This window comes from Paenibacillus sp. LS1 (genome assembly GCF_026013365.1).
Taxonomy (GTDB): domain Bacteria; phylum Bacillota; class Bacilli; order Paenibacillales; family Paenibacillaceae; genus Paenibacillus.
In genome coordinates this window covers 148245-169215 of the sequence record NZ_JAPDOE010000008.1, presented here as the reverse complement: position 1 = coordinate 169215, position 20971 = coordinate 148245, and the positions used below count along the sequence as shown (strand labels likewise).

19 protein-coding genes are annotated in these 20971 nt (G+C 48.3%); 6 read left to right on the top strand and 13 right to left on the bottom strand.

What is annotated here, in order from left to right; translation table 11 throughout:
- Positions 1 to 78: 78 nt before the first annotated feature.
- Positions 79 to 543, bottom strand: a complete 465-nt coding sequence (locus OM416_RS23700; protein ID WP_264933618.1) for an RrF2 family transcriptional regulator — start codon at positions 541 to 543, stop codon at positions 79 to 81.
- A gap of 430 nt (positions 544 to 973) precedes the next feature.
- On the opposite strand from OM416_RS23700, the gene OM416_RS23695 reads away from it, so the two are divergent.
- Positions 974 to 1705, top strand: a complete 732-nt coding sequence (locus OM416_RS23695; RefSeq protein ID WP_264933616.1) for an MBL fold metallo-hydrolase — start codon at positions 974 to 976, stop codon at positions 1703 to 1705.
- Positions 1702 to 2274 carry a TetR/AcrR family transcriptional regulator gene (locus OM416_RS23690; protein WP_264933614.1) on the top strand — a complete coding sequence of 191 codons (573 nt, stop codon included), beginning with the start codon at positions 1702 to 1704 and terminating at the stop codon, positions 2272 to 2274. The genes OM416_RS23695 and OM416_RS23690 overlap by 4 nt, the downstream gene beginning before the upstream one ends.
- Positions 2275 to 2884: 610 nt before the next feature.
- Here the strand turns inward: OM416_RS23690 and OM416_RS23685 are convergent.
- Genes OM416_RS23685 through OM416_RS23675 form a run of 3 tightly spaced genes read right to left on the bottom strand, consistent with a single transcriptional unit; the run spans position 2885 to position 6656 of the window.
- Positions 2885 to 4015: a hypothetical protein gene (locus OM416_RS23685; protein ID WP_264933613.1), complete on the bottom strand. Its 1131-nt coding sequence runs from the start codon at positions 4013 to 4015 to the stop codon at positions 2885 to 2887.
- A gap of 54 nt (positions 4016 to 4069) precedes the next feature.
- Complete coding sequence (locus OM416_RS23680) at positions 4070 to 5521, bottom strand: glycosyltransferase family 2 protein (RefSeq protein ID WP_264933611.1); 1452 nt, start codon at positions 5519 to 5521, stop codon at positions 4070 to 4072.
- Positions 5502 to 6656, bottom strand: coding sequence for a HEAT repeat domain-containing protein (locus OM416_RS23675; protein ID WP_264933609.1), 1155 nt, complete (start codon positions 6654 to 6656; stop codon positions 5502 to 5504). The genes OM416_RS23680 and OM416_RS23675 overlap by 20 nt, the downstream gene beginning before the upstream one ends.
- A 217-nt stretch (positions 6657 to 6873) precedes the next feature.
- On the opposite strand from OM416_RS23675, the gene OM416_RS23670 reads away from it, so the two are divergent.
- Complete coding sequence (locus OM416_RS23670; RefSeq protein ID WP_264933607.1) at positions 6874 to 7359, top strand: CcdC family protein; 486 nt, start codon at positions 6874 to 6876, stop codon at positions 7357 to 7359.
- A 123-nt stretch (positions 7360 to 7482) separates the two neighbouring features.
- On the opposite strand, the gene OM416_RS23665 is transcribed toward OM416_RS23670, so the two are convergent.
- Together OM416_RS23665 and map are read right to left on the bottom strand one after the other, a co-directional pair.
- The gene (locus tag OM416_RS23665; protein ID WP_264933605.1) at positions 7483 to 8496 is read right to left on the bottom strand and encodes an NADP-dependent oxidoreductase; all 1014 of its coding nucleotides are present in this window, start codon (positions 8494 to 8496) and stop codon (positions 7483 to 7485) included.
- Positions 8497 to 8670: 174 nt separating this feature from the next.
- A complete protein-coding gene (gene map, locus OM416_RS23660; RefSeq protein WP_062837247.1) occupies positions 8671 to 9417 on the bottom strand; it encodes a type I methionyl aminopeptidase in 747 nt (248 codons plus the stop codon).
- 208 nt (positions 9418 to 9625) lie between these two features.
- On the opposite strand from map, the gene OM416_RS23655 reads away from it, so the two are divergent.
- Positions 9626 to 9835, top strand: coding sequence for a hypothetical protein (locus OM416_RS23655; protein WP_074093270.1), 210 nt, complete (start codon positions 9626 to 9628; stop codon positions 9833 to 9835).
- Positions 9836 to 10052: 217 nt separating this feature from the next.
- On the opposite strand, the gene OM416_RS23650 is transcribed toward OM416_RS23655, so the two are convergent.
- The gene (locus tag OM416_RS23650) at positions 10053 to 10943 is read right to left on the bottom strand and encodes a serine/threonine protein kinase (protein ID WP_264933600.1); all 891 of its coding nucleotides are present in this window, start codon (positions 10941 to 10943) and stop codon (positions 10053 to 10055) included.
- Between the two features lie 63 nt (positions 10944 to 11006).
- Complete coding sequence (locus tag OM416_RS23645) at positions 11007 to 11693, bottom strand: hypothetical protein (protein ID WP_264933599.1); 687 nt, start codon at positions 11691 to 11693, stop codon at positions 11007 to 11009.
- A gap of 542 nt (positions 11694 to 12235) precedes the next feature.
- On the opposite strand from OM416_RS23645, the gene OM416_RS23640 reads away from it, so the two are divergent.
- Complete coding sequence (locus OM416_RS23640) at positions 12236 to 13189, top strand: L-lactate dehydrogenase (RefSeq protein WP_145325640.1); 954 nt, start codon at positions 12236 to 12238, stop codon at positions 13187 to 13189.
- 138 nt (positions 13190 to 13327) lie between these two features.
- Here the strand turns inward: OM416_RS23640 and OM416_RS23635 are convergent, their stop codons facing one another.
- Positions 13328 to 16036, bottom strand: a complete 2709-nt coding sequence (locus OM416_RS23635) for a PAS domain S-box protein (protein ID WP_264933596.1) — start codon at positions 16034 to 16036, stop codon at positions 13328 to 13330.
- Between the two features lie 300 nt (positions 16037 to 16336).
- Between OM416_RS23635 and OM416_RS23630 the strand changes: the two genes are divergently transcribed.
- On the top strand, positions 16337 to 16897 hold the full coding sequence (locus tag OM416_RS23630; RefSeq protein WP_152682940.1) for an acyltransferase: 561 nt from the start codon (positions 16337 to 16339) through the stop codon (positions 16895 to 16897).
- A gap of 92 nt (positions 16898 to 16989) precedes the next feature.
- Here OM416_RS23630 and OM416_RS23625 read toward each other — a convergent pair whose 3' ends face one another.
- The 4 genes from OM416_RS23625 to OM416_RS23610 form a co-directional block, all read right to left on the bottom strand.
- A complete protein-coding gene (locus tag OM416_RS23625; RefSeq protein ID WP_264933591.1) occupies positions 16990 to 17724 on the bottom strand; it encodes an ABC transporter permease in 735 nt (244 codons plus the stop codon).
- Position 17725: 1 nt separating this feature from the next.
- Positions 17726 to 18442 (bottom strand): ABC transporter permease, encoded by a 717-nt coding sequence (locus OM416_RS23620; protein WP_264933589.1) that lies wholly within the window; start codon positions 18440 to 18442, stop codon positions 17726 to 17728.
- A complete protein-coding gene (locus OM416_RS23615) occupies positions 18439 to 19353 on the bottom strand; it encodes an ABC transporter ATP-binding protein (RefSeq protein WP_264933587.1) in 915 nt (304 codons plus the stop codon). Before OM416_RS23615 ends, OM416_RS23620 begins: the two co-directional genes overlap by 4 nt.
- Before the next feature lie 86 nt (positions 19354 to 19439).
- The gene (locus OM416_RS23610) at positions 19440 to 20945 is read right to left on the bottom strand and encodes a sensor histidine kinase (protein ID WP_264933585.1); all 1506 of its coding nucleotides are present in this window, start codon (positions 20943 to 20945) and stop codon (positions 19440 to 19442) included.
- Between the last annotated feature and the right edge of the window lie 26 nt (positions 20946 to 20971).

The window sequence follows — 20971 nt, the reverse complement described above, 5'->3', positions numbered from 1 at the left end:
TACGCCCATGCCATAACCTGCCCACCCTGCCTGACTAAACCAAGGCCATATCATGAAGGACCATTGGTTGTGGAATCGTCAGGACTTCTCATTCGTATGCAATCCATTCAACGACAAAGTGCATTCTTCCCCATGACCTATACGCTGCTTCACATCCTGGATAGATATACGGTCAAAATAAGCGCTGAGCGCCTCTTCGCCTCCGTTATAAATGTTCCCCATCACATCCTGCATATTGGAAGATACCACGCACGATGAACCAGACTCCCCTGAGCACCAGTTCGGACCGAGCGAACCACCAGCTACCAGTCTGTACAATTCTCCAAGCTTGATCTCTTCACTTGGACGGCTAAGCAAGTACCCACCATGAGCACCTTCCTTGGTTGTCAGGTAACCATGCTTGCGCAGAACACTAAGTACCTTACGGACTCTGGCCGGGTGCGTACCCACACTTTGGGACAAATCCTCACTATTGGCCATACACTCATCTCTCATCGATAAAAAAACAAGACAATGCACCGCTATGGTAAATTCGCTGTTCATAACTTACTCCCTTCCCGGTATACAACACCGATGAACTTCAACCCAAGGTAAGTATAACTGTCATTATATGAATAACAGTTATGTTTGTCAACTTTCACCCAAGCTGGAGACCAAACGTGATTTTTCCTGTTATACCAATACTTACAGCTCTGTATACAATTAAGCCAGGATTCACATTCCATCTGCATTTTAACCCAAAAAGAACAAAAAAGTGAGCCTTTCGCTAAGCGAAGGGCTCCAATAAGATAGACATATGAAAGGGCTTACGTGATTATTATAATCGGTAATCCCCATTTTGAAAACGCTTTTTTTGTAAAGTGCATCATTATTTAAAATTTTTTTTATTGAAACAAAATGAACCATAGGTATTGCTAAAACTAATGCCATTAGTTATTATACTAATATCATTAGTTTTAAGGAGGATTTATCGATGCGCATTACCCGAGAGTTTGATGTCGTCCAAGTTACATTCCTTCCGAAGCTCTTCCCTGTGAACGTATATCTTGTTGAAGAGAAGGATGGATTAACCCTGATTGATGCCGGAATGCCGTTCAGTCTGAAGGGGATTCTGGCATCTGCCCAGTCCCTTGGCAAACCCATTACCAAAATTATTCTGACTCACGCGCATAGCGACCATATTGGTGCACTGGATGGTCTCAAAGAAGCGCTACCTGAAGCGGAGTTCTTCATCTCCAGACGGGATGCCCGGTTATTGGCGGGAGACACCTCCCTGCTTTCAGGTGAACCACAGACCCCGGTACGCGGCGGTGTGCCCAAACCCCAAGCGGTGCGCACCCAGCCGGACCACTTGCTGGATGACGGTGACCAGATTGGTTCACTGGTCGCCATTGCCTCACCAGGCCATACGCCGGGGCATATGGCCTTCATGGATACGCGCAGCCGCGTGCTCATCGCCGGCGACGCGTATCAGCTGCAAGGCGGCCTCGCTGTATCCGGCCGCGTGCGCCCGCTCTTCCCGTTCCCCGCGCTGGCGACGTGGAACCGCGAAACGGCTCTGGCCAGCGCGAAGCGCCTGGCGGAGCTGGAACCGTCCGTGCTGGCTGTAGGCCACGGTCGGATGCTGCGCCAGCCCGCGGCAGCCATGCGCGCGGCAGCCGCTGATGCACAGCAGCGGCTTGGTCTCGCCGGGGGGCAGCTGTGAGCCCCCGGCAAGGGCTGGATCGCGGCGCTCTGCTTAGCGCCGCTACCCAGCTTGCTGACAGTGACGGCTTTCAGGCGCTGACACTGGCCGCACTCGCCCAGCGGCTGGATGTGCGCTCGCCGTCGCTCTACAACCACATCAGCGGACTGCCCGGGCTTCGCCAGGAAATGGCGCTGATGTCCGTACAACAGCTTAGCCGCGCATTAACTGCGGCTATCGCTGACCGCACTGGCGATGATGCCATTCAGGCCATCGCTGCGGCATACATTGGCTTCGTTCGTGAGCACCCTGGGCTCTACGAAGCCTCATTTCATGCCCCGGACCGCGAGGAGCCACAGCTCGCCGCGGCCAGCACAGCCACGCTGGAGTTGCTGCTGCACAGCTTGCAGCCCTACCCGCTAACCGAAGCGGAAGCATTGCATGCCGTTCGTGGATTGCGCAGCCTCTGCCATGGGTTTGCCTCCATCGAGGCACAAGGTGGCTTCGGCATGAACTTTGATCCAGACGAAAGTCTACGTCTGACCGTATCCGCATTCCTGCACGGACTCCGGCATCTTCACGAAAACTAGTACGCACGCGTTGTATCATAAAAAAGGACTGCAGATTCGCTGCAGTCCTTTTTACGTTTTCGTGTACTGGTACATCCCATAAATTCGACAGTAATAATGTTAAAGTTACGCCAAATACTTTTAACACATTAACTTTGAATTCATCTTTCATCGTATTGTGTTCTTTACGATTTCTTCCTCTGATCGAAATCTAACGAACCCAGGACACGCTATAACGCCAATTAGAGCGAATAACAATATCTAACGAACTCCACACGTTCTATTTCGCAGAAAACTGGCAGTGGGACAGGCAAACTGAGCATATTCCGTCATTTAACTTGTCTGTGGTTCGTTACATCTACCAACGTACCCAATTAGGCCGAATAAGACGTGCTACGTTCGTTAGAGCCTGCCACATATATGTTACTTCAGTTCATGCAGTTCATGATGCCATAGCGGCATCGCATTACACATTGCAATTCGATTTCCACCTGATACATATCGTGCTCCGCTCAAAACTCCTGCCCCTAACATCTACGCGCTTCTCTAATATGTACATCTCCCGTTCCTCATTCCAGTAGAACGGTCTTTCACTGTCTGCTTCATCCGAACGTTTTTCTTTACACCCACTCTACCGCCATTGCTGGCGATCATCCTGCACTTCCTCTAGAATATGCTTCATCACGGGCACGTACACCTTCCAGTAGAACATGTCAGGAATCTCTTTCTGATCAGGCGTAAGCTTGGACCTGACGACCTCCCATCCTCGGATTCGGCGCCAGAAAGAATAGTGCTTCATCTCTCCAAAGGAGCCTGCCATGTAATACGACCGATTATAGTCGTCATATCGGACAAGTGCAGCAAATTCCGCGGGAATCCCTACATCCACCAGCTTCTGCTCGCCTGTCTCCGTCAGATCCGTCTTATACCAAGCCAGTATGGAGTTCTTCTCTTGCGGTACAATGATATCGAACCAGCCACTATAATGTATATCCTGGGTTATGCCGCTCCAATCCCTGCCTTCCGGTGTAAATGCAATCTGTAAATTGCCTGTCTTCACATCCGGGCCTTTCTCCAGCACCATAACCTGTCCATCCACATGAACCAGCAGCATACCAGCTCCGTGATAAGGCCATTTCTTCTTCTCCCGCTGCTCATAGTTCGCCCGTACCCAACGAGGTACTTCTTCTATACTTTGCAGATTAGATACCGATTTGCCCTGCCAACCGCTACTGTTCACGCCCAAGATCGGGTATAGCTGCTCCCTTGTCATCTTGGAAGCTGTATTCGCCAATGCGCTGTATTCGGCGACAATCGTTACGCCTTTATAAGCAGCCTCGCGAATCTTCTGCACATCATATATTGTTAGTCCTTCATAGACTCCGTCTTGTTTCCGTTCATTCTTGTGTGCAGACAGACTACTCCGATTCGCTGTCAGATAGATCAGATCCGTGTCCGTCACCTCATCAGGCAATAATCGTTTCATCTGAGGAAGGCCGTCCTGAAGATCATAGCCGTAATAATCCTCTTCATAGGAATAGTGTTCCCCGGTTTGCTGTACGATCTTTTGCTGATTCAGAAGCCAGACCAATCCCTTGTGTCCCTGGTGGGACTCGTCCGGTCTGCTCTTGTCTATAATCATGATGTTAAGCGGAACCGGGGCCTGGGATTGCCACATAATCCAGGGGACAACCAGCACCACCGATACCACTGTAAAACAAGCCAGCGTCCACATCGTGGCTGGCCTGTAACTTTTTTTCATGAAGCGTATTCCTCCTTGCTCTGTTCCAAGGTATTGTCAGGATCGGTTGGTACATTACCCTAATCCATGTCTGCTGTCCTTTTCCTCTGCCTTCCTTAATCCCATCGCCCGCAACATTCCATATATTCGGGATATGTTATTCAGCGGTCTGAACCAGAACGTCTCCGTACATGCATACAACAGCAGACGTGTCACCTCTCGGGATGTATATGCCTTGCGTGAACACCATATTTCGAACATTACCGTGCCCGCGGACAACAGGGAACCATAGAGTGTCAGCAGCAGAATGAGAATGATGCATAGGTTAATATCCACTAACTGTAGCCCTATGCCTGCAATGAACAGCACAATCGCTCCCAGTTCCAACATAGGCCCCAACAATTCGATCAAAATAAAATACGGGATGGATACCATCCCCATCCAGCCATAGGCCGGATTGAAGATCATGCTCCGCTGAGTCCATAGACTGCTTGCAAGCTGCATGTGCCAACCGATACGCTGTCTGCACAACTGACGCCATGTACCGGGTACTTCTACCCTGCAGATCGGATCGGGAATATATATAATACGGCCACGTTCCCGGATCTGCTTCATATGTTTCTGTAACCGCATCACCAGTTCCATGTGAGCGACCTGGTCATCGCGCTTGTAACCCCCAACTTCCAATACCCGGTTCTTTTTGAATACACCGAATACTTCAGCCGTAAATAAAAGCACATTAATATTGTAACGAACGAGTCCCACGCCGCTAATTAGAAAAGCACGCACATATTCAATGGACTGCATCACAAATAACGTTCTTCCCGTCCGTCCTATAAGGTTATCGGCAGAATTCGCACGATCCGCATGATTCGTATTTCCGGGTGCCATGAGATCTACTCGTCCACTGCAAGCTACGACCTCTTCTCCCGGGAGAGCATCCATAACGGGTTTCATGATCTTCACCAATGCATCCCGTTCCAGAATTGTGCGGGGTCCAACAGAGGCGATGTAGGGATACTGCGAGATATTCAGGCCTACATTCAAGGAGTCCATTCGTCCTCCATACACCTTGTCGATCACAATCAGGCGATGATGCAGCCTGGATTGGTAGACCCCATCAACCTGAGTCGTCTCCTGGCCGAGTCTCGAATAATAAACTTTACTCTGAATGGGCATCAGATCATAGGTTTCCTTTAGACGCCGCATTGTCCCATCCTCTGACCCATCATTAATGATAATCACTTCATAGCGTGCATATTGAATATCCAGTAGACAGCTAATTCGCTGTACGATCGTATCCTCGCTGTTCCGCACCGGAACAAGCAGGGATACCGCCGGAGCCAGTTCCTCATCTAGCATCTCATGATATTGCAACGGGTCAAGATCCCTCCCGCGCATCAATGTCCGAGCGGCTGCAGCAGCCAGTACACTGCACATCACAATCGCTAGCACCAGATAGATAAACATTCCCTCATAACACGCCAAAACAAAACTCCGCAGCATCTCAATCCATCTCTCGTCCATACTGCATCCTTTCCAGCGTTTCTTTCGCTATCTGCCTTGCATATTTATCCGGATGATTCACAGCCGTATCCCGAAGTTCTTCAAGTCCATGTTCATACCGGACAAGAGAGTTCGCTGCTTCCTGCCTGATCTGAAAAGAAGGATCACCCATCAGCCCCTTCAGACGTGGGATAAAAGCTTCCTCATGAACATTGCCCATGAGCTGGGTCACTGTTAATCGTTCAAAGCGCTTCCTTTCCTCCCCATGTTCGTTCCACACCAACAATAGCTCCTTCAGCACATCTTCACGACCTCTGCCCACATGCGCCAGTGCCTGATAAGAGTGGGTACGCAGCAGCGCATCGTCTCCAAGAATGAGCTTCTCCAGTAGAGCAACAACGCCATCCGTCTGATCATCCCGAATGCGAATGGCATGGATGATATTAGACTGGACCTGATAAGGTACATCTTTGAAATGATCCTTCAGACGAGTCCAGGATGACTCGGTAAGCAACAGCAGAATCTGAAGATACTGCGAATCGGATAATACATATTGCTCACGCATTAGTTCCTTCACAATTCTGAAATAACCGGTTCTGGCATATATGCGCAAAATGATGAAGCGTTCAAGTAACGTACATGATCTAACCCGCAGCATATCCTCTAACCTGGGTAGAAGCTCCACCATATGAAACTGTTCAATATATAACAACGTGTTCACTCGTTGGCTCCACTTTCCATTCTTTAGTACCGACCGGTATGAACCGCCAAAGACTTGCCAGGATAACAGGCGAATTCGCAAGATCTCGTGCTCTTCCGGGCCTTGAGAAAGTCGTTGCAATAACAGCTGCTGCAACACACTTTGTTGATCTCCACTCATATTTGATAATTCTACGCCATTTTCTCCTTGATCCAGGTACCGCTGTAAAACTGAGCCCTCTGCAAGTAATTCCTGCATCAGTGCTGTCTTAAGCTTTTCCCTGCGTCTGCTGCTATATTTCGTCCATAAGATATAACCGTAGATAACTAGCAAAAGAAACAGCACACTTGCACAGATCAGGCTGACCACATGTACTAACCAATCTGTATTACTGGCAAGCCAACCTGTACGATGTGAACCGATGAGCTGAATGTACATCCATTTTTGTCCAATCATTGCATGATTTCCCCTTAATCGAATAAACGGCCTTACAACGGGCACAATAATACAAAATTTTCAAATACACCCTGTGAATACATATCGGGTATATGATACACTAAGCTTTCTATCGGCTATATGCGTTTGTGATATAATAGGAACTGAAAATTCCGGCAATTCGTACTGGGTTCCGGATCTCCGGATAATATATTATTCCAGAAAGAGGGAGTTCTACGTGGCTCAAATCAGTCCGTACTACCTGCAAATCGGGGCAACCGTGGGTATGCTCGTCATGGCCCTGCTTGCTATTTTCATCCGCATGAAAGCCAGTCACAGACCGGTGACTATTCGCAAAATCCTTATTCCTCCGCTCGGCATGAGCACAGGATTTCTCATGTTTGTTGTACCGGAGACACATGTCCCTCTACTCTGGGCATTCATTGCGTTGCTGGTGGGCTGGTTTCTCTTCTCGTATCCCCTCATTCGCAGTACACGGTTTGAACGAGTAGGCGAAGAGATTTTCGCCACACGTTCCCGCAGCTTTGCTTTCATTCTGCTCGGATTGCTGGCTGTACGCCTGATCCTGCATGAAGTCATCCAGCGATATGTAAGCATTCCGCAAACAGGCGGTTTGTTCTTCCTGTTGGCTTTCGGCATGATTGTACGCTGGCGTGTATATATGTACAAACATTACAAAGAAGTGCTAGTTGCTGAACACTAGTCACTGTATACAAACCACGCACGGATTCACAGACAAAAAGACACGTTCTGTTGCACCATTGGTGTGCAGAACGTGTCTTTTTGTGTTTTCAACCTATTTATAATAGGTACAACTATTCGATAACTATTCAGGATCTGCAACTTTAACCAGCTGCTTGCCCAGATTATCTCCCGAGAAAAGACCCATGAATGCTTCCGGTGTCTGTTCGAACCCGTCCACAATGTTCTCTTCATACTGGATATGACCTTCCTTAATCCATTTCGCCAATTTGGCGCGGCCTTCCTTGAAGGATTTCGTATAGTCACCCAACAGGAAACCTTTCATCAATGCTGTATTCGTTAACAGCAGCGTCTGTGGGCGCATCCCGATATCCGGCTTTTCCAGATTATAAGACGAGATCTGACCGCATAACGGAATACGTGCATTTCGATTAATGTGGCGTAACACTGCATCCGAGATGTCACCGCCCACATTGTCGAAGTAGACGTCTACGCCATACGGGCAAGCCCGTTCAATGGCCGCTGACATATCCTGCTCCTTCTTATAGTTCAACACCACGTCGAAGCCCAGTTTTTCTTTCAGATACTCGCATTTCTCGTCAGAGCCTGCAATGCCGACCACGCGTGCTCCTACGATTTTACCGATCTGACCTGCAATCATGCCTACCGCTCCGGCTGCTCCCGATACCACTACCGTTTCGCCGTCCTTGGGTTTGCCGATGTCTTCCATACCAAAATAAGCCGTCAGCCCCGTCAGGCCCAGCGCACCCAGGTAAGCCGTGATCGGTGCCTCTTCCGTATCAATCAGCGAAAGGTCGCCCGTATTCACTGCGGCATATTGCTGCCAGCCCCACATGCCGGACACGAGATCTCCTTTGCGCAGATTCGGTTCCGATGATTCCACAACCTGTCCAATGGCTCCACCCTTAATCACTTCATTCAACGCGTACGGTGCAGCATAGGACTTTGTATCTTTCATGCGGCCCCGCATGTACGGATCGACCGACAAATATAATGTACGTACCAGGACTTGCCCGGCTTCCGGTTCAGGAAGAGGTGCATCAATGAAGTTGAAATTCTCTCTGGATGGGGCACCTTCGGGACGAGACGCAAGTACGATCTGTTTATTTACAGACACCAAAATTACCTCCTTGTTGCCAAGTGGACGCAAGGTTAACCCTTGTCAGCTGAGATCACTCACCACTGGCTCTGTGTTATCACTTCTTATTAGTTTAAACCGAAACAGGCGGATCACAAACGTGGGCCGCCTTGAAATATGCAAATATCGTCACATTGTAGCTGCTTTTAGCTATTATTGTGCTGTCAAAATCACAGGACCGTCTGCTGTAATCGCAATCGTATGTTCATACTGGGCAGACAGACTTCCATCCATAGTACGCGCAGTCCATCCATCCGAATCCAGCTTGCTGCGGTACGTACCAATGTTCAACATCGGTTCAATCGTAATGACCATACCTTCCTTAAGACGTGGACCTCGATGTGGCGGACCATAGTGAGGGACTTGTGGTTCCTCATGCATCTTCTCACCAATGCCGTGTCCAATAAACTCACGTACAACCGAAAGACCTTCACCTTCTGCATACACTTGAATGGCATGGGAGATATCTCCAATCCGGTTGCCAACCACGGCAAGTTCAATGCCCTTGTACAGAGAGGTTTTGGTTACATCCAGCAGATGTTGTGCTTCCGGAGTCACTTCACCTACGGCATAAGACCACGCCGAATCGGCCAGCCAGCCATTCAGATTAACAACCATGTCGATTGTAACGATATCGCCGTCTTTCAGTGCATATTTTCCCGGGAACCCGTGACAGATCACATCATTAACCGACGCACATGTCGCATATTGGTAGCCGTTGTATCCCTTTTGTTCCGGCGTAGCGCCATTTTTCTTCATAAAAGCCTCTGCAAACTGATCGATCTCCTGTGTCGTGATACCCGGACGAATCATTTTGGCAATTTCTCTATGGCACGCGGCGAGAATTTCTCCGGCTTTTTTCATATATTCAATCTGTTCTTTGGTCTTCAACGTAATCATAACAACTACTCCTTGTCCGTTAAAATCTTATCCTGTCCTCTATTGTAACGCTAAACGCTCAAAATAAAAAATTCCGTATAATCAGCAACATCCTATTATACGCCAAGCTCCTGTCCAATGAATATAATTTTCCATGAAAAACTCGAAACCCCTTCATATCGGGCCACGTATATGGTTAAAACAGTTGAAGTCGAAAGGGTGAAAGCTCATGTTCAAAAAGATTATTGGCAAACTGATTGATTCGAAATCTTCATCTCACCGCAAACGTCATAGCTCCTCGGACAGGCGCTCCTATAAACGTCACAGCAGCTCCTCAGGCAAGCGTTCCTACAAGCGCTATTCTTCTTCGGATGTGAAATATCGGGATAGCCGCAGTGGCTCCGGGTATTACAAAAGCAGAAAATACAGCTCCAGCTAAGCTGCTTTCACTACTGCTTTTAAAGAGCAATGATCGCACCAGCTTACTGGACACTACAATACATGAATATGTAACAAAGGGGTGTTCGACAGCCGTACACACGGCCTGCAGAACACCTCTTTATTGTTTCTATACCAGCAAAAAGGAAAAAGACCCCTACAGCTATCATACGAAGAGGTCACGGATAACAAATATAGGTCCGCCTACATAGCTTATCTCATTGTAATTTCAGCAACACATTCTCAATCTCTGCCTGTAGCTCTGTCGCCCCACCATAACCTGGACGGAGTCCAAGAAGTCGCTCCAGCATCTGGTGCAATTCAGGCGTAAGCTTAAGTTCCTCCTGCCAGCTGGCGGGTTCACGGCCCTTCTCTGGCTCATAAGCGGAATACAGCATAAATAGTAGAAAGTGACCGATATCCTGCAGATCATGATCCGGGGTAGCCGGTTCATCTTCAGGCTCTGGTACTTCTCGCATACGTCGCTTCAGCTCCGGTAACAACGGCTCCCCCAAGCGTCTTGCCAGGCCAAAGTCAATCAGATGCACCGTCCCTTCACGTAAAATAACATTGGGAATCCTTACATCTCCATGTATATACCCTTGCTCATGCACATGAGCCACCGGAGCCAGCAGTTGACCTGCCAGTTCCAGACATTCCCGCTCCGTATATTGAAGACCTTGCTCAAATATGCAATCTTCCAGCGTCTGTCCACGAATATACTCGATAACGATATAACTTCGTCTCCCGGATGTGAATACATCCAATAGATCAGGGATCGCCTGATGATGAAGACGTTCCATCACGTCCGCCTCTCGCTCTAACAGATGTGTAGCGAGTCTGCCCTTGCTGGGCTTGGACTCCTTCAACGCTACTTCATTACCAGTCCGGTCATCTGTACACAGATATGTCAGCCCATAGCTCCCCATGCCTAGCAATTCCTGTATCGTATAACGCTCAGCAATGGTCGTCCCCTGACGCCTAGGACGGTCAGTCCATAGTCCGAGCAATCTTTGCCAACTTCGTCGCAGCTCCACAGATCCTCCCACGCCAGCTTCCAGATCTCCCCGGTCTAATTCTATACCGAGCAATCCGTTACCAGTCTTCATGTTGTATGGAGCTTATTATATCAGGCCGATACTGTAAAATCACGATGGGCAAAAGCCTGTTGCTCAAGCTTCCTTATGCTTCTTGGGCAACAACCCGAACAACATACGTAGTGATACTCCTTTGGGTTTGCGTTTTCTTCCCTGAAAGCTGCGCAGATTGGTCACGAGTTCACGATCCCGCTCCTCTTCCAACTTCTCGTTCATCCATAGACGTTGTTTTTCCATCTGTTCCTGAAGAGCCATATGTGTATCAGCCAGATGCTGAAGGGTCAACTCCAGTTCATCGACCCGCTGTTGCAGCAACTGTACCCGGTCATCCTGCTGTTGTTCCACAGCACCATAAGTGACCTCACTTACCAGCTGTCCCAGACCCTCATAGGATCTCAGATTACCCGTTACTTCAGGTTCTTCAGGGAATACGGACGACATCGATGTGGCTGCACATTCCGGCTCTGACAGACCTTCGATTCTCACCACGGGTACATCTACATTTACTTCTACGACAGGTACGTCTGGAGCCAATACAGTCACCACAGCATCAGCTAATGGCAGATTATGCTCTCTAAGTTCGGTCATCAAGCGTTCAATGCACTCGATGTCGTCTGATTTGAATAGTCTGGATTTGTTGGCGGAACGTTCGAACCGGTATCCCTGCTCTTCCAGTGCCGCCGCATATTTACGAAGAGTACTGGCACCTATGCCCAGGCTCTTGGCCGTTTCCGTCGTTGCTCCTGCTTCTTCAATCATCATTAATTCCCTCCCGGAATGAAGTCTTTTGGGAATCAATTTCATAATACCTTTAGTGAGTTATGAAATTAATTCTTGGATAAAAACATTATGGCTTCAGCGTTCCTTTATGGAACCGTCATCGGATCGGGGCAACCTGTCTCATGATCATGTATGCTTATCTTTTGCTTGTCCGTATGTATTCGTCAGCTTCTCGGCAGATCCCTTTGGCGGTTTTGTTCTGTTTCTGCGGATTCCTAAGAACTTTTGTCAGGTATATGATTCGCACAAATAACCCTTGATCCGACAACGAGCATGAATGCTGTCATGTCGAATACGACAGGTGCAAATGCCGTCAAATCAACTGATTGTGAATTATTCATGTCAATTTTGTTAACTCCTTTACTCCAATACGCTCCCGCGATAGCGGATATCATTGCTGCACAGCTTTTTTATGTGTTATCTTATGTAACGTAGAAGTACATTTCAGCATAAAATAAAGGACTATACTTAACATAGGACGCGTAAGTCAGGATAAATATCAATGTAATGGGGGCTGAACGGCAGTGTTAGGCAAATCAGGTAAAGTAGCGGTGATCGGGGCAGGTCTTGTCGGTTCGAGTTGTGCGTATTCCATGATTAATCAATCGATATGCAGGGAAATTATGATGGTGGACCGGACGTATGACCGTGCTGTAGCACAGGCACTGGATTTTTCCCATTGTATGGACTTCACACATAACCGCACCAAAGTATATGCAGGAACGTATGCCGATTGTGGCAATATGGATGTGATTATCTTAACCGCTGGTGCGAATCCCAAGCCAGGACAGACTCGGCTGGATATTTTGGAGGAAGCGGAGTCGATTGCCAAAGACATCGTGGTTCCCATCATGAACAGTGGATTTAACGGGATTTTTGTCGTCGCTGCCAATCCGGTTGACATAGTAACTTATATGGTATGGAAATTATCCGGCCTCCCGCGCGAGCACGTCATCGGTACAGGGACGTCCATTGACTCCTCAAGACTCAAAACGCTGCTATCTGAAGTCTTCTCCATCGATCCTCGCAGTGTGCACGGTTATGCTCTCGGAGAGCATGGAGAATCCCAGTTCGTGGCCTGGTCGCATGTGACCATCGGTGGTAAACCAATTATGCACATCATGGATCAGCACAAGGAGCGCTTCAAACATCTGGATCTGGACGATATCGCACGCAAAACGAAGGATGCTGGCTGGGAGATCTTTACTCGCAAAGGCTCTACCCAATTCGGGATCGGCAACGCTCTGGCGCACATCACCCGTTCCATCCTCAATGACGAACACAAAATCATCGCCGTATCGGCTATTCTGGACGGAGAGTATGAGCAACATAACGTCTGCGTCGGTGTTCCTGCAATTATCGGCGGAAATGGCATTCAGGAGATTATCGAATTGAATCTGGATGCAACGGAACGTGAGAAATTTAACAATTCCTGTGAAATCCTATCAGGTAACATCAATCGTCTGACACTGGCATAACCCATTCGAATACAGCTCTACTTTGCATGCTTCAGTTCAACTTCAAAAGCCTGCCAACGCAAACACGCCAATAACACTCCATGCGAGGAGGAATATTGGCGTGTTTGCGTTTATTATTTTTCACGGTCGAACTATTGTTCAATTCGGTGCAAGCCGAGGTTCGTCCCTTGGTCCCCATTGCTGTAACACCCGCTTCAACTCACTCAGCATAACCGGCTTACTAATAAAGTCACGCATCCCCATCTCCAGACAAGCTTCCTTGTCTTCACGTTTGGCATTGCCTGTAACTGCAATGATGGGCGGTATGCGATCCTGTGGAATTAGGCGGTGCAAAAGGTCTGTCGCCTTCAATCCATCCATCACAGGCATATGAATATCCATCAGGACAATATCATAAGCATTCTGAGAGATGGCATCAATCGCCTCTACACCATTGGTACACACATCTGCCTGGTATCCGAGCTTCTCCAGATATTCTCGCAGAATCTTCCGGTTTACCGGATGATCTTCCGCCACCAGAATACGCATGGCGACCTTGTCACTTTGACGTGTGCGATCATGATGGAACTGACTTGCTGTCTGTTCCGCTGAAGCTTCTACACTCGTCGCAGGCACAGCAAACCGGAAGGTCGAACCTTCTCCTTCTATACTCTCGACACTGATACTACCTCCCATGATCTCTACGAGTCGCTTGGAGATGACCAGGCCCAAGCCAGTACCACCATACTTCCGGTTAATCACCGGATGCAGCTGAGAGAAGGATTGGAACAACTGATCCAGCTTGTCAGCGGGGATGCCGATCCCCGTATCTTGCACTGCAAAATCAAGAACGCTGTCTTCGGGCTTTCTGCCCTTGATAATATCTACGGTGACATCAATACTTCCCCGGTCTGTAAACTTGAGCGCATTGCCAACCAGGTTCACCAGAATCTGTCGGATACGTATGGAGTCGCCTACCATGAACTCAGGGATACTTGGATTGAGACGATACCTGATCTCCAGATGTTTCTCATCTGCACGGGATTTAAACAGTTCGGCCACCTGTTCCAGCATCTTGCGTAATGCAAATGGTTCATAAGCCAGCGCCATTTTCCCGGATTCCAGCTTACTGAAGTCCAAAATATCATTAAGGATGTTCAGCAGAGCATCGCCGCTATCTTGAATAATCTCGGCATATTCTCGCTGTTCCTCCGATAAATCGGTACCGATCAACAACTCGGTCATGCCCACGATCCCGTTCATGGGTGTCCGGATCTCATGGCTGACCATTGACAGAAATTCTGACTTGGCCTGAGCTGCGAGCTCAGCTGTCTCTTTGGCACGTACAATTTCACGTTCGCCAGTCACATCATTGAACACGACCACCGCGCCCTGAATCTGTCCCTGTTCAATAATCGGCGTCACCTGATACTGCACCAGAAAGCTGCTGCCATCTTTACGCCAAAACACATCTTCCTTGATTGAGCGTCTCTGTCCATCCAACACGGTCATGTGGATCGGGCACTCTTCTTTTGGGAAATGACTTCCGTCCGCACGGGTGTGATGGATAATGGGATGTGAGTTTTTGCCAATGAATTCTTTCGGTTCATAACCGAACATCGAAGCTGCTGCAGGATTCATAAACATGGTGATTCCATCCGCATCCAAACCATAGATTCCTTCCGTAACCGTGTTAAGAATCAGCTCATGTTGCTTGCTAAGCTCCTGAATCCGTTCCGTATATTCCTTACGCTCGGTAATATCAGACACGATTCCATAGACACCTACCACTTCTTTATCCACAATAATAGGCACATTCGTAACGGATACTTCGATCTTCCGACCACTTGAATTGACGATTCGGGTCTCATAATATTGCGGTTCGCCCTGCTTCACCATTTCAAAATTCGTTTGGCCGTATTGCACTTCGCGTTTATCCAGATTGGATAAAAACGATTTACCAATAAGCTTATTGCGTGGAACATCCAGCATTTGCACCAGCTTGCTGTTCACCGCACTATATTGGCCTTGCATATTCAATGAATACACGGCTGCCGGATTATGTTCGAACAGCGATCTATATCGCTGACGACTTTCTCGAAGACGTCTATCCGCATCCTTATGCTGAGTAATATCCCTGCTGATGCTGACAATCTGGGTTGTCTTGCCCCGCTCTCCAGCCACAGGCTTCGCCAATGTCTCCATCCAGATATAGTGTCCCTTTTTGTGTAACACACGCATCTTGCAGCCATTGCCAATCTCGGAAAGATCCATGGGATCAGGATAATCTCCCGGATAACAATAATCCTTGAAGGACTTTCCTGTAACTTCCTCCGGCTTATAACCCAGTAAGGTATAGACAGAAGGTGATACGTATAACAACTCGCCATTCGTAGCACAGGTCGTAATCAGATCTTGTGCATGGTCAGCGAGCACCTGATATTTCTCTTGTGTCTCCCGAAGCTCACGTTCCACTTCTAACGTTTCGGTAACATCCTTGGCAATACCATATATGCCAACAACTTCTTCACCCTCAGTGATGGGCACATACGTTATCTCTGCGTGTTTCAAAGATCCGTCTTTATGATAAAAAGTAATGGAATTACTGACTGAACGTCCAGCCAGTACCTCTTTAATATATTCTTTACGTGAATTTTCACTATCAGGAGGACAGAGTTGATTCCGATTCACACGAATCAAGTCATCGAGTGTATGCCCTGATATCCGCTCTACCGAGGGATTAGCATCAATATAGTTTCCATGGATGTCCATCACATAAATGGCATCCGGGTGGTTAAAAAACAATGATTGGTAAGAACTTCCCTCAGAAATAATGCGCTTCAGGGTTTCCGTTTTATTAATATCCAAGGCTTACCCCTCTTTTCTCAGCCAATATCTTCATCTAACAACAGGAATTAATTATTTCCGTAGAAATGGGCCTACCCTCGAATAACCATGTAAGCCTGCCTAGAAACAGCTTTTTTTATTTTACCAGATTCTCGCGTCCTTTTGCTTACAATCTATGATTCAATTCACTTGAAGTGTGATGTAATAGTTGGAATTTAATTTTCAATTTATTATACTTCAGAAAATTAACGATACAAATTGTATCATAAAAGATATAATCGTTAAAAAGCGTTATTTGACTACGGAGAGGACGGATGAATCATGCTGCCCAACAGAGTTAAAATTGTTTACGGCAAACTACGAGGCTTGGCCATCTTCGGTAAAATCCAGCCCTCAATGGGGCTGCTGCCACGAATCAGGGGTAAAGTTTATCTAAATAAATTGGGTGATTTGCAGGTAGGAAAACGGCTTAACATCATAGGCAAACCTTGGGGAACCCAGTTAACCGTGGTCAAAGGGGCGCGATTAACGATTGGCGATGACGTCATGATTAATGCAGGTGTTGGGATTGCGGCTAACGTTGAAGTGACCATCGGTAATAACGTTATGATTGGTCCTCGAACAAGTATATTTGACAGTGCCTATCACCGAATTGACTCGCTGGATGACGGAAGCCAGACCGCCAAAAGGATCGTCATTCAGGATAATGCCTGGATTGGTACGGGTGCGCTGATTCTACCCGGAGTGACCATTGGCAGAAATGCAGTCGTGGCTGCCGGAAGTACGGTGACCAAAGATGTACCTGAGAATACACTTGTAGCCGGGGCGCCAGCCAAAATCATTCGGGAATTAACCATTCATGATGGGTGGGTCAGACATTAGAAAAATCCCTCTCAAGCCTACATACAATGGAGTTTGCATGTTTAGCTTAAGAAGGATCTTGATCTACGATAACCAGATGTGTAACGTTTTATTCAGATTTCTTTTTTCGCAAAATACATCATGCCGATTCCAATGAAAATGACAGCACTGCCTCCAACAACCGCCAGCATCGTCATCAGTGGAACATTATAAGCTCCGAAACCTCCGCCATCCATTGGCGTCATCAGAATCATCGGTTGGGCCCATGGATAATACGGTCCATATGTAGCCGAGTTCACGATGATAATATTCGGTACAGTCAGTGCAAAATTTAGTGCGAGTGGTGCAGCAAAGCTGCTCCACACCAATGAAACGAACATTTGCAGTGCAGCCAGTGGTACACAGGCCAACAACCCTAGTAGCAATTTGCCAACCAAAAATCCCCAAGGCACTGGCATCGTAATGCCATGAATCAACCCTGCCAGCAGAATGGACATCAGCAACAGTACTTGTGTACCCGCCAGAAGCAGGAGTACAATCGTCAGTTTGCCTGCATATACACCTGAACGTGTGAGCGGTAGAACCAGCATCTGCTTCCACCCTCCTCCTGCATGTTCAAAACGGCAGACAAAGGACGTAAACACCCCAGTCAGCATCGGCAACAGGAGCAATCCATGTAGAAAGACCATGGTGCCCATCAATACCTGCCAATTCCCCGAAGGCGTGGACAACAGTCCGATAAGCAGCGCAATGAGCGGGCTTAGCAGGATCAGGAGCCAGATAGGGGATTTACCCATTTTCAATCGTTCAGCGGACAATATTCGGAAATACGTTGTCGCAAAGCTCATATCAGGCCACATCCTTCCGGCTAAAGTGCCCCATACCCAGCAACAGGATCAATAGTCCCAGACCTGCACCCATGCCTGCATACAGATATGGATTAGGTCCATTCCAAGCCATCTGTGCCCAAGCGAGCGGAAAATTCGGCGAGATACTAAGTGCGAACATGCCGGTTATCGCGAGCACAATACCCAGGGTGACCGGAAGCGCCTGATTTTTGTTTACCATCGTGAGCCATAACTCCAGTGACAACACGGGAAGCGCACCAGCCAAAGGTAGCAACCCCAACTTGATCGCCTGCATCCAAGGAATCTCACTGGCATGGAATCCGAGTATCAGTCCCAGACCCACAATTCCAGCGGTTAACAGCAGGCAGGAAATCACCAACAGCAGACAGGCAAGCAGGAACTTAGCCAGATACACAGCCGGTCTGGGGATCGGCATGGCGAGCAGCTGTTTCCACGATCCCTGTTCATGCTCAACATTGGCGATCATGGAGCTGAGAATGGTTGCTCCCAGCATCAGAGACAGAGGCACAAAGATAACCACATTGCCCAACAGCCCGCCCCACAGATTATCGGCGTACTGTTCTTTCAGATAGTCCAGCCGTAACCCAAAATTAAGCGCCTGCATGGCTATCAATCCAATCGGAGCCAGGAAGACGAGAAACCAGATCCCCTTCCCCCGAATCTTGAGCCAATCCGATGATAATGCACGCCCGGTCATATGGATGCCCCCTCGCCGATGACCCGCATGAACAGATCTTCCAGAGACTGACGCTGTTCCTCCACACGATACACATCATGATCCTGCTCAATTAATCGGCGCACAAGCAGTGCCACCGAAGGGTTATCCATATAAGGGAACGTTAACGCAGAACCCTGCCGCTGACCATATTGGCCCTGTTCTCTGGCCAGCTTCATGGCCTCTTCCGGCTCCGAAACCGTTAACCGGATAGAGCTGCCCGTCTGACTATGCAGACTCGCAATGGTATCCTGAAGCACCATCTTGCCTTCACGGATAATACCGACGCGACTTGCCATCTGTTCAACTTCACTCAGTAAGTGGCTGGACACCAGAACAGTAATGCCATGTTCCAGAGGCATGCGTTTGATCAATTCCCGAATCTCCTGAATACCGGCAGGATCAAGCCCATTTGTCGGTTCGTCCAGAATCAATAGCTCCGGCTCACCCAGCAAAGCGCTGGCAATCCCCAGACGCTGCTTCATCCCAAGGGAATATCCCTTCACCGAACGTTTGGCATCCTTCGTCAGATCTACAATGGACAGCACTTCAGCAATTCTCGATTTCGGTACATTGATAATGCGGCGCAAGGTCTCCAGATTCTCCACCGCATTCAGATGTCCGTAATAGGACGGATATTCGACCAGAGAGCCTACACGGCGCAGAATATCCATGCGATCCTTGCGGATATCCTTGTCGAAGACCCGGATCACACCTTTGGTTGGTTTAATTAAGCCGAGAAGCATGCGAATCGTAGTTGTTTTGCCGGCACCATTGGGACCGAGGAAGCCGTAGATATCTCCCTTTTTAATATGCAGATCAAGTTCACGGACCGCTGCACGGTCCCGGTATGTTTTCCATAAATTCGACGTTTGAATAATATTTTCACTCACTGTCTGATCACCTCGAAACTATTGTAACCTTTCAAGGTTAAAGCCAAGGTAGTCTCCAGTTTAAGTTTAGTTTAAAAAAAGAGATTTCATCGGTTTGGTATTTCCCTGTTTCCCTTACCACTATAGATATATGTCCGGACACCCGCATCGGAGCTGTCTACCCGTTTGCGCAGTCCCATCTCACGAATTAACAGGTCTACAATGGATAAGCCCAGACCAGTGCCCTTCGTGTCGGAATCCTGCTGTATTCCTGGACCCCGATCCTGAATCACGATGGCTGTCTCGCCCTGAATCTTCTGGGTTGATATACCAATGTACTTCCCGCTCGCGGCATGACGGATCACGTTCTGAAACAGGTTATCGAGAATACGGCGCATGCCCTGTTCATCCATATGCCAGATCAGCGGTTCCTCCGGCAGGTCGATATCAATGTCGAATTGCTCTTTCTCCCAGACTGGGTACCAGGCCGCTGCCGTTTCCCTGACGATCCGCAGCATATCTTTCTCTTCCAGCTTCAACGTATATTTCCCACTCGTGAGCAGATTGTAGGATAACATGTTGTCGATGAGCCCGCCGAGATCCTCCATCTTCGCTTCCATGCGATGTAATGAACGGTCTCCTTGCTCGCTGAGCGCTTCCTTGTGTAAGGCATGCATATGTCCACGAATCACTGTTAGCGGGGTACGCAGATCGTGGGAAAGCCCGGCAACGAGACGTTTACGCAATTGTTCTTCCTCGCGTTCACGATAGCGGCTGTCGGACAGTTGATGCACCATCTGATTGAAGGATTCCTCCAGCTGACCTATCTCATCTGACCGGCGGATATCCACCGGAAGCGGGATGCCTTCCTTGCCTGGGGTCATCATCGCCGTCTGCAGACGAATAAGTCGCTTGCGAATACGTGCAAAGAAGAGAATCGACATGATGATGAAAATCATGAAGATGATGATCATGACAATGCCAAGATACAAGAGTTCCATCGGCAGATTATTTTGTGTCTTTTGCAAAAGCGATCGCGGCACTTCAATGATCATGAAGCCCTGTCCTCTGTTCTGCTCACCCCCGCCGATATACGAAACTACGGTCAACGGATCACGAAAGGAAGCTTTTTTCATGAATTGCACCGTATTGTTCACATTCCATTCGTCTGGAATTCGGGTCTCTGCTGTTTTCCCGGAATCCAATGACCACTTCAATATCGTGTCTGTTTGGCCATCCGCTAATGTGGATTTCACCAGCTGTACATCTTCACCACCGAGAATAAAGAGGGTCTCACCGCTCACATTCACACGATACATGGAAGATTTGGGATACGAGCCATGTAATTGCTCTAACCTGGCCTTAACCTCTCCATCCGAAGCACCATCCAGGTTCTCCGCTTCACGCGACCACAGGTTACTGATCCGGGTAACGTCACCGTATGGTGCCGCTTGATTCGAATTCGTGTTATTCACCACCACCACATAAATGATGGATATGATCGGAAGAACGACGGGGACGAATAATACTGCCGCCAAGATCAGGATAATGTATCTGGACATCAAGGACCGCCCAAAGCGAAGCTTGCGCCGCCCAGATTGCTTTTGACCCATGCTTCGCTCCCCCCTCCGTTCTCCCT

Coding starts and splice junctions, on each gene's coding strand:
- OM416_RS23645 (WP_264933599.1), bottom strand. CDS start 11,693: ATGATGATTGAAGAAGCAGGAGCAACGACGGAAACGGCCAAGAGCCTG.
- OM416_RS23655 (WP_074093270.1), top strand. CDS start 9,626: ATGTTCAAAAAGATTATTGGCAAACTGATTGATTCGAAATCTTCATCT.
- OM416_RS23610 (WP_264933585.1), bottom strand. CDS start 20,945: ATGGGTCAAAAGCAATCTGGGCGGCGCAAGCTTCGCTTTGGGCGGTCC.
- OM416_RS23675 (WP_264933609.1), bottom strand. CDS start 6,656: ATGATTGGACAAAAATGGATGTACATTCAGCTCATCGGTTCACATCGT.
- OM416_RS23620 (WP_264933589.1), bottom strand. CDS start 18,442: ATGACCGGGCGTGCATTATCATCGGATTGGCTCAAGATTCGGGGGAAG.
- OM416_RS23700 (WP_264933618.1), bottom strand. CDS start 543: ATGAACAGCGAATTTACCATAGCGGTGCATTGTCTTGTTTTTTTATCG.
- OM416_RS23695 (WP_264933616.1), top strand. CDS start 974: ATGCGCATTACCCGAGAGTTTGATGTCGTCCAAGTTACATTCCTTCCG.
- OM416_RS23680 (WP_264933611.1), bottom strand. CDS start 5,521: ATGGACGAGAGATGGATTGAGATGCTGCGGAGTTTTGTTTTGGCGTGT.
- OM416_RS23625 (WP_264933591.1), bottom strand. CDS start 17,724: ATGAGCTTTGCGACAACGTATTTCCGAATATTGTCCGCTGAACGATTG.
- OM416_RS23630 (WP_152682940.1), top strand. CDS start 16,337: ATGCTGCCCAACAGAGTTAAAATTGTTTACGGCAAACTACGAGGCTTG.
- map (WP_062837247.1), bottom strand. CDS start 9,417: ATGATTACGTTGAAGACCAAAGAACAGATTGAATATATGAAAAAAGCC.
- OM416_RS23650 (WP_264933600.1), bottom strand. CDS start 10,943: ATGAAGACTGGTAACGGATTGCTCGGTATAGAATTAGACCGGGGAGAT.
- OM416_RS23685 (WP_264933613.1), bottom strand. CDS start 4,015: ATGAAAAAAAGTTACAGGCCAGCCACGATGTGGACGCTGGCTTGTTTT.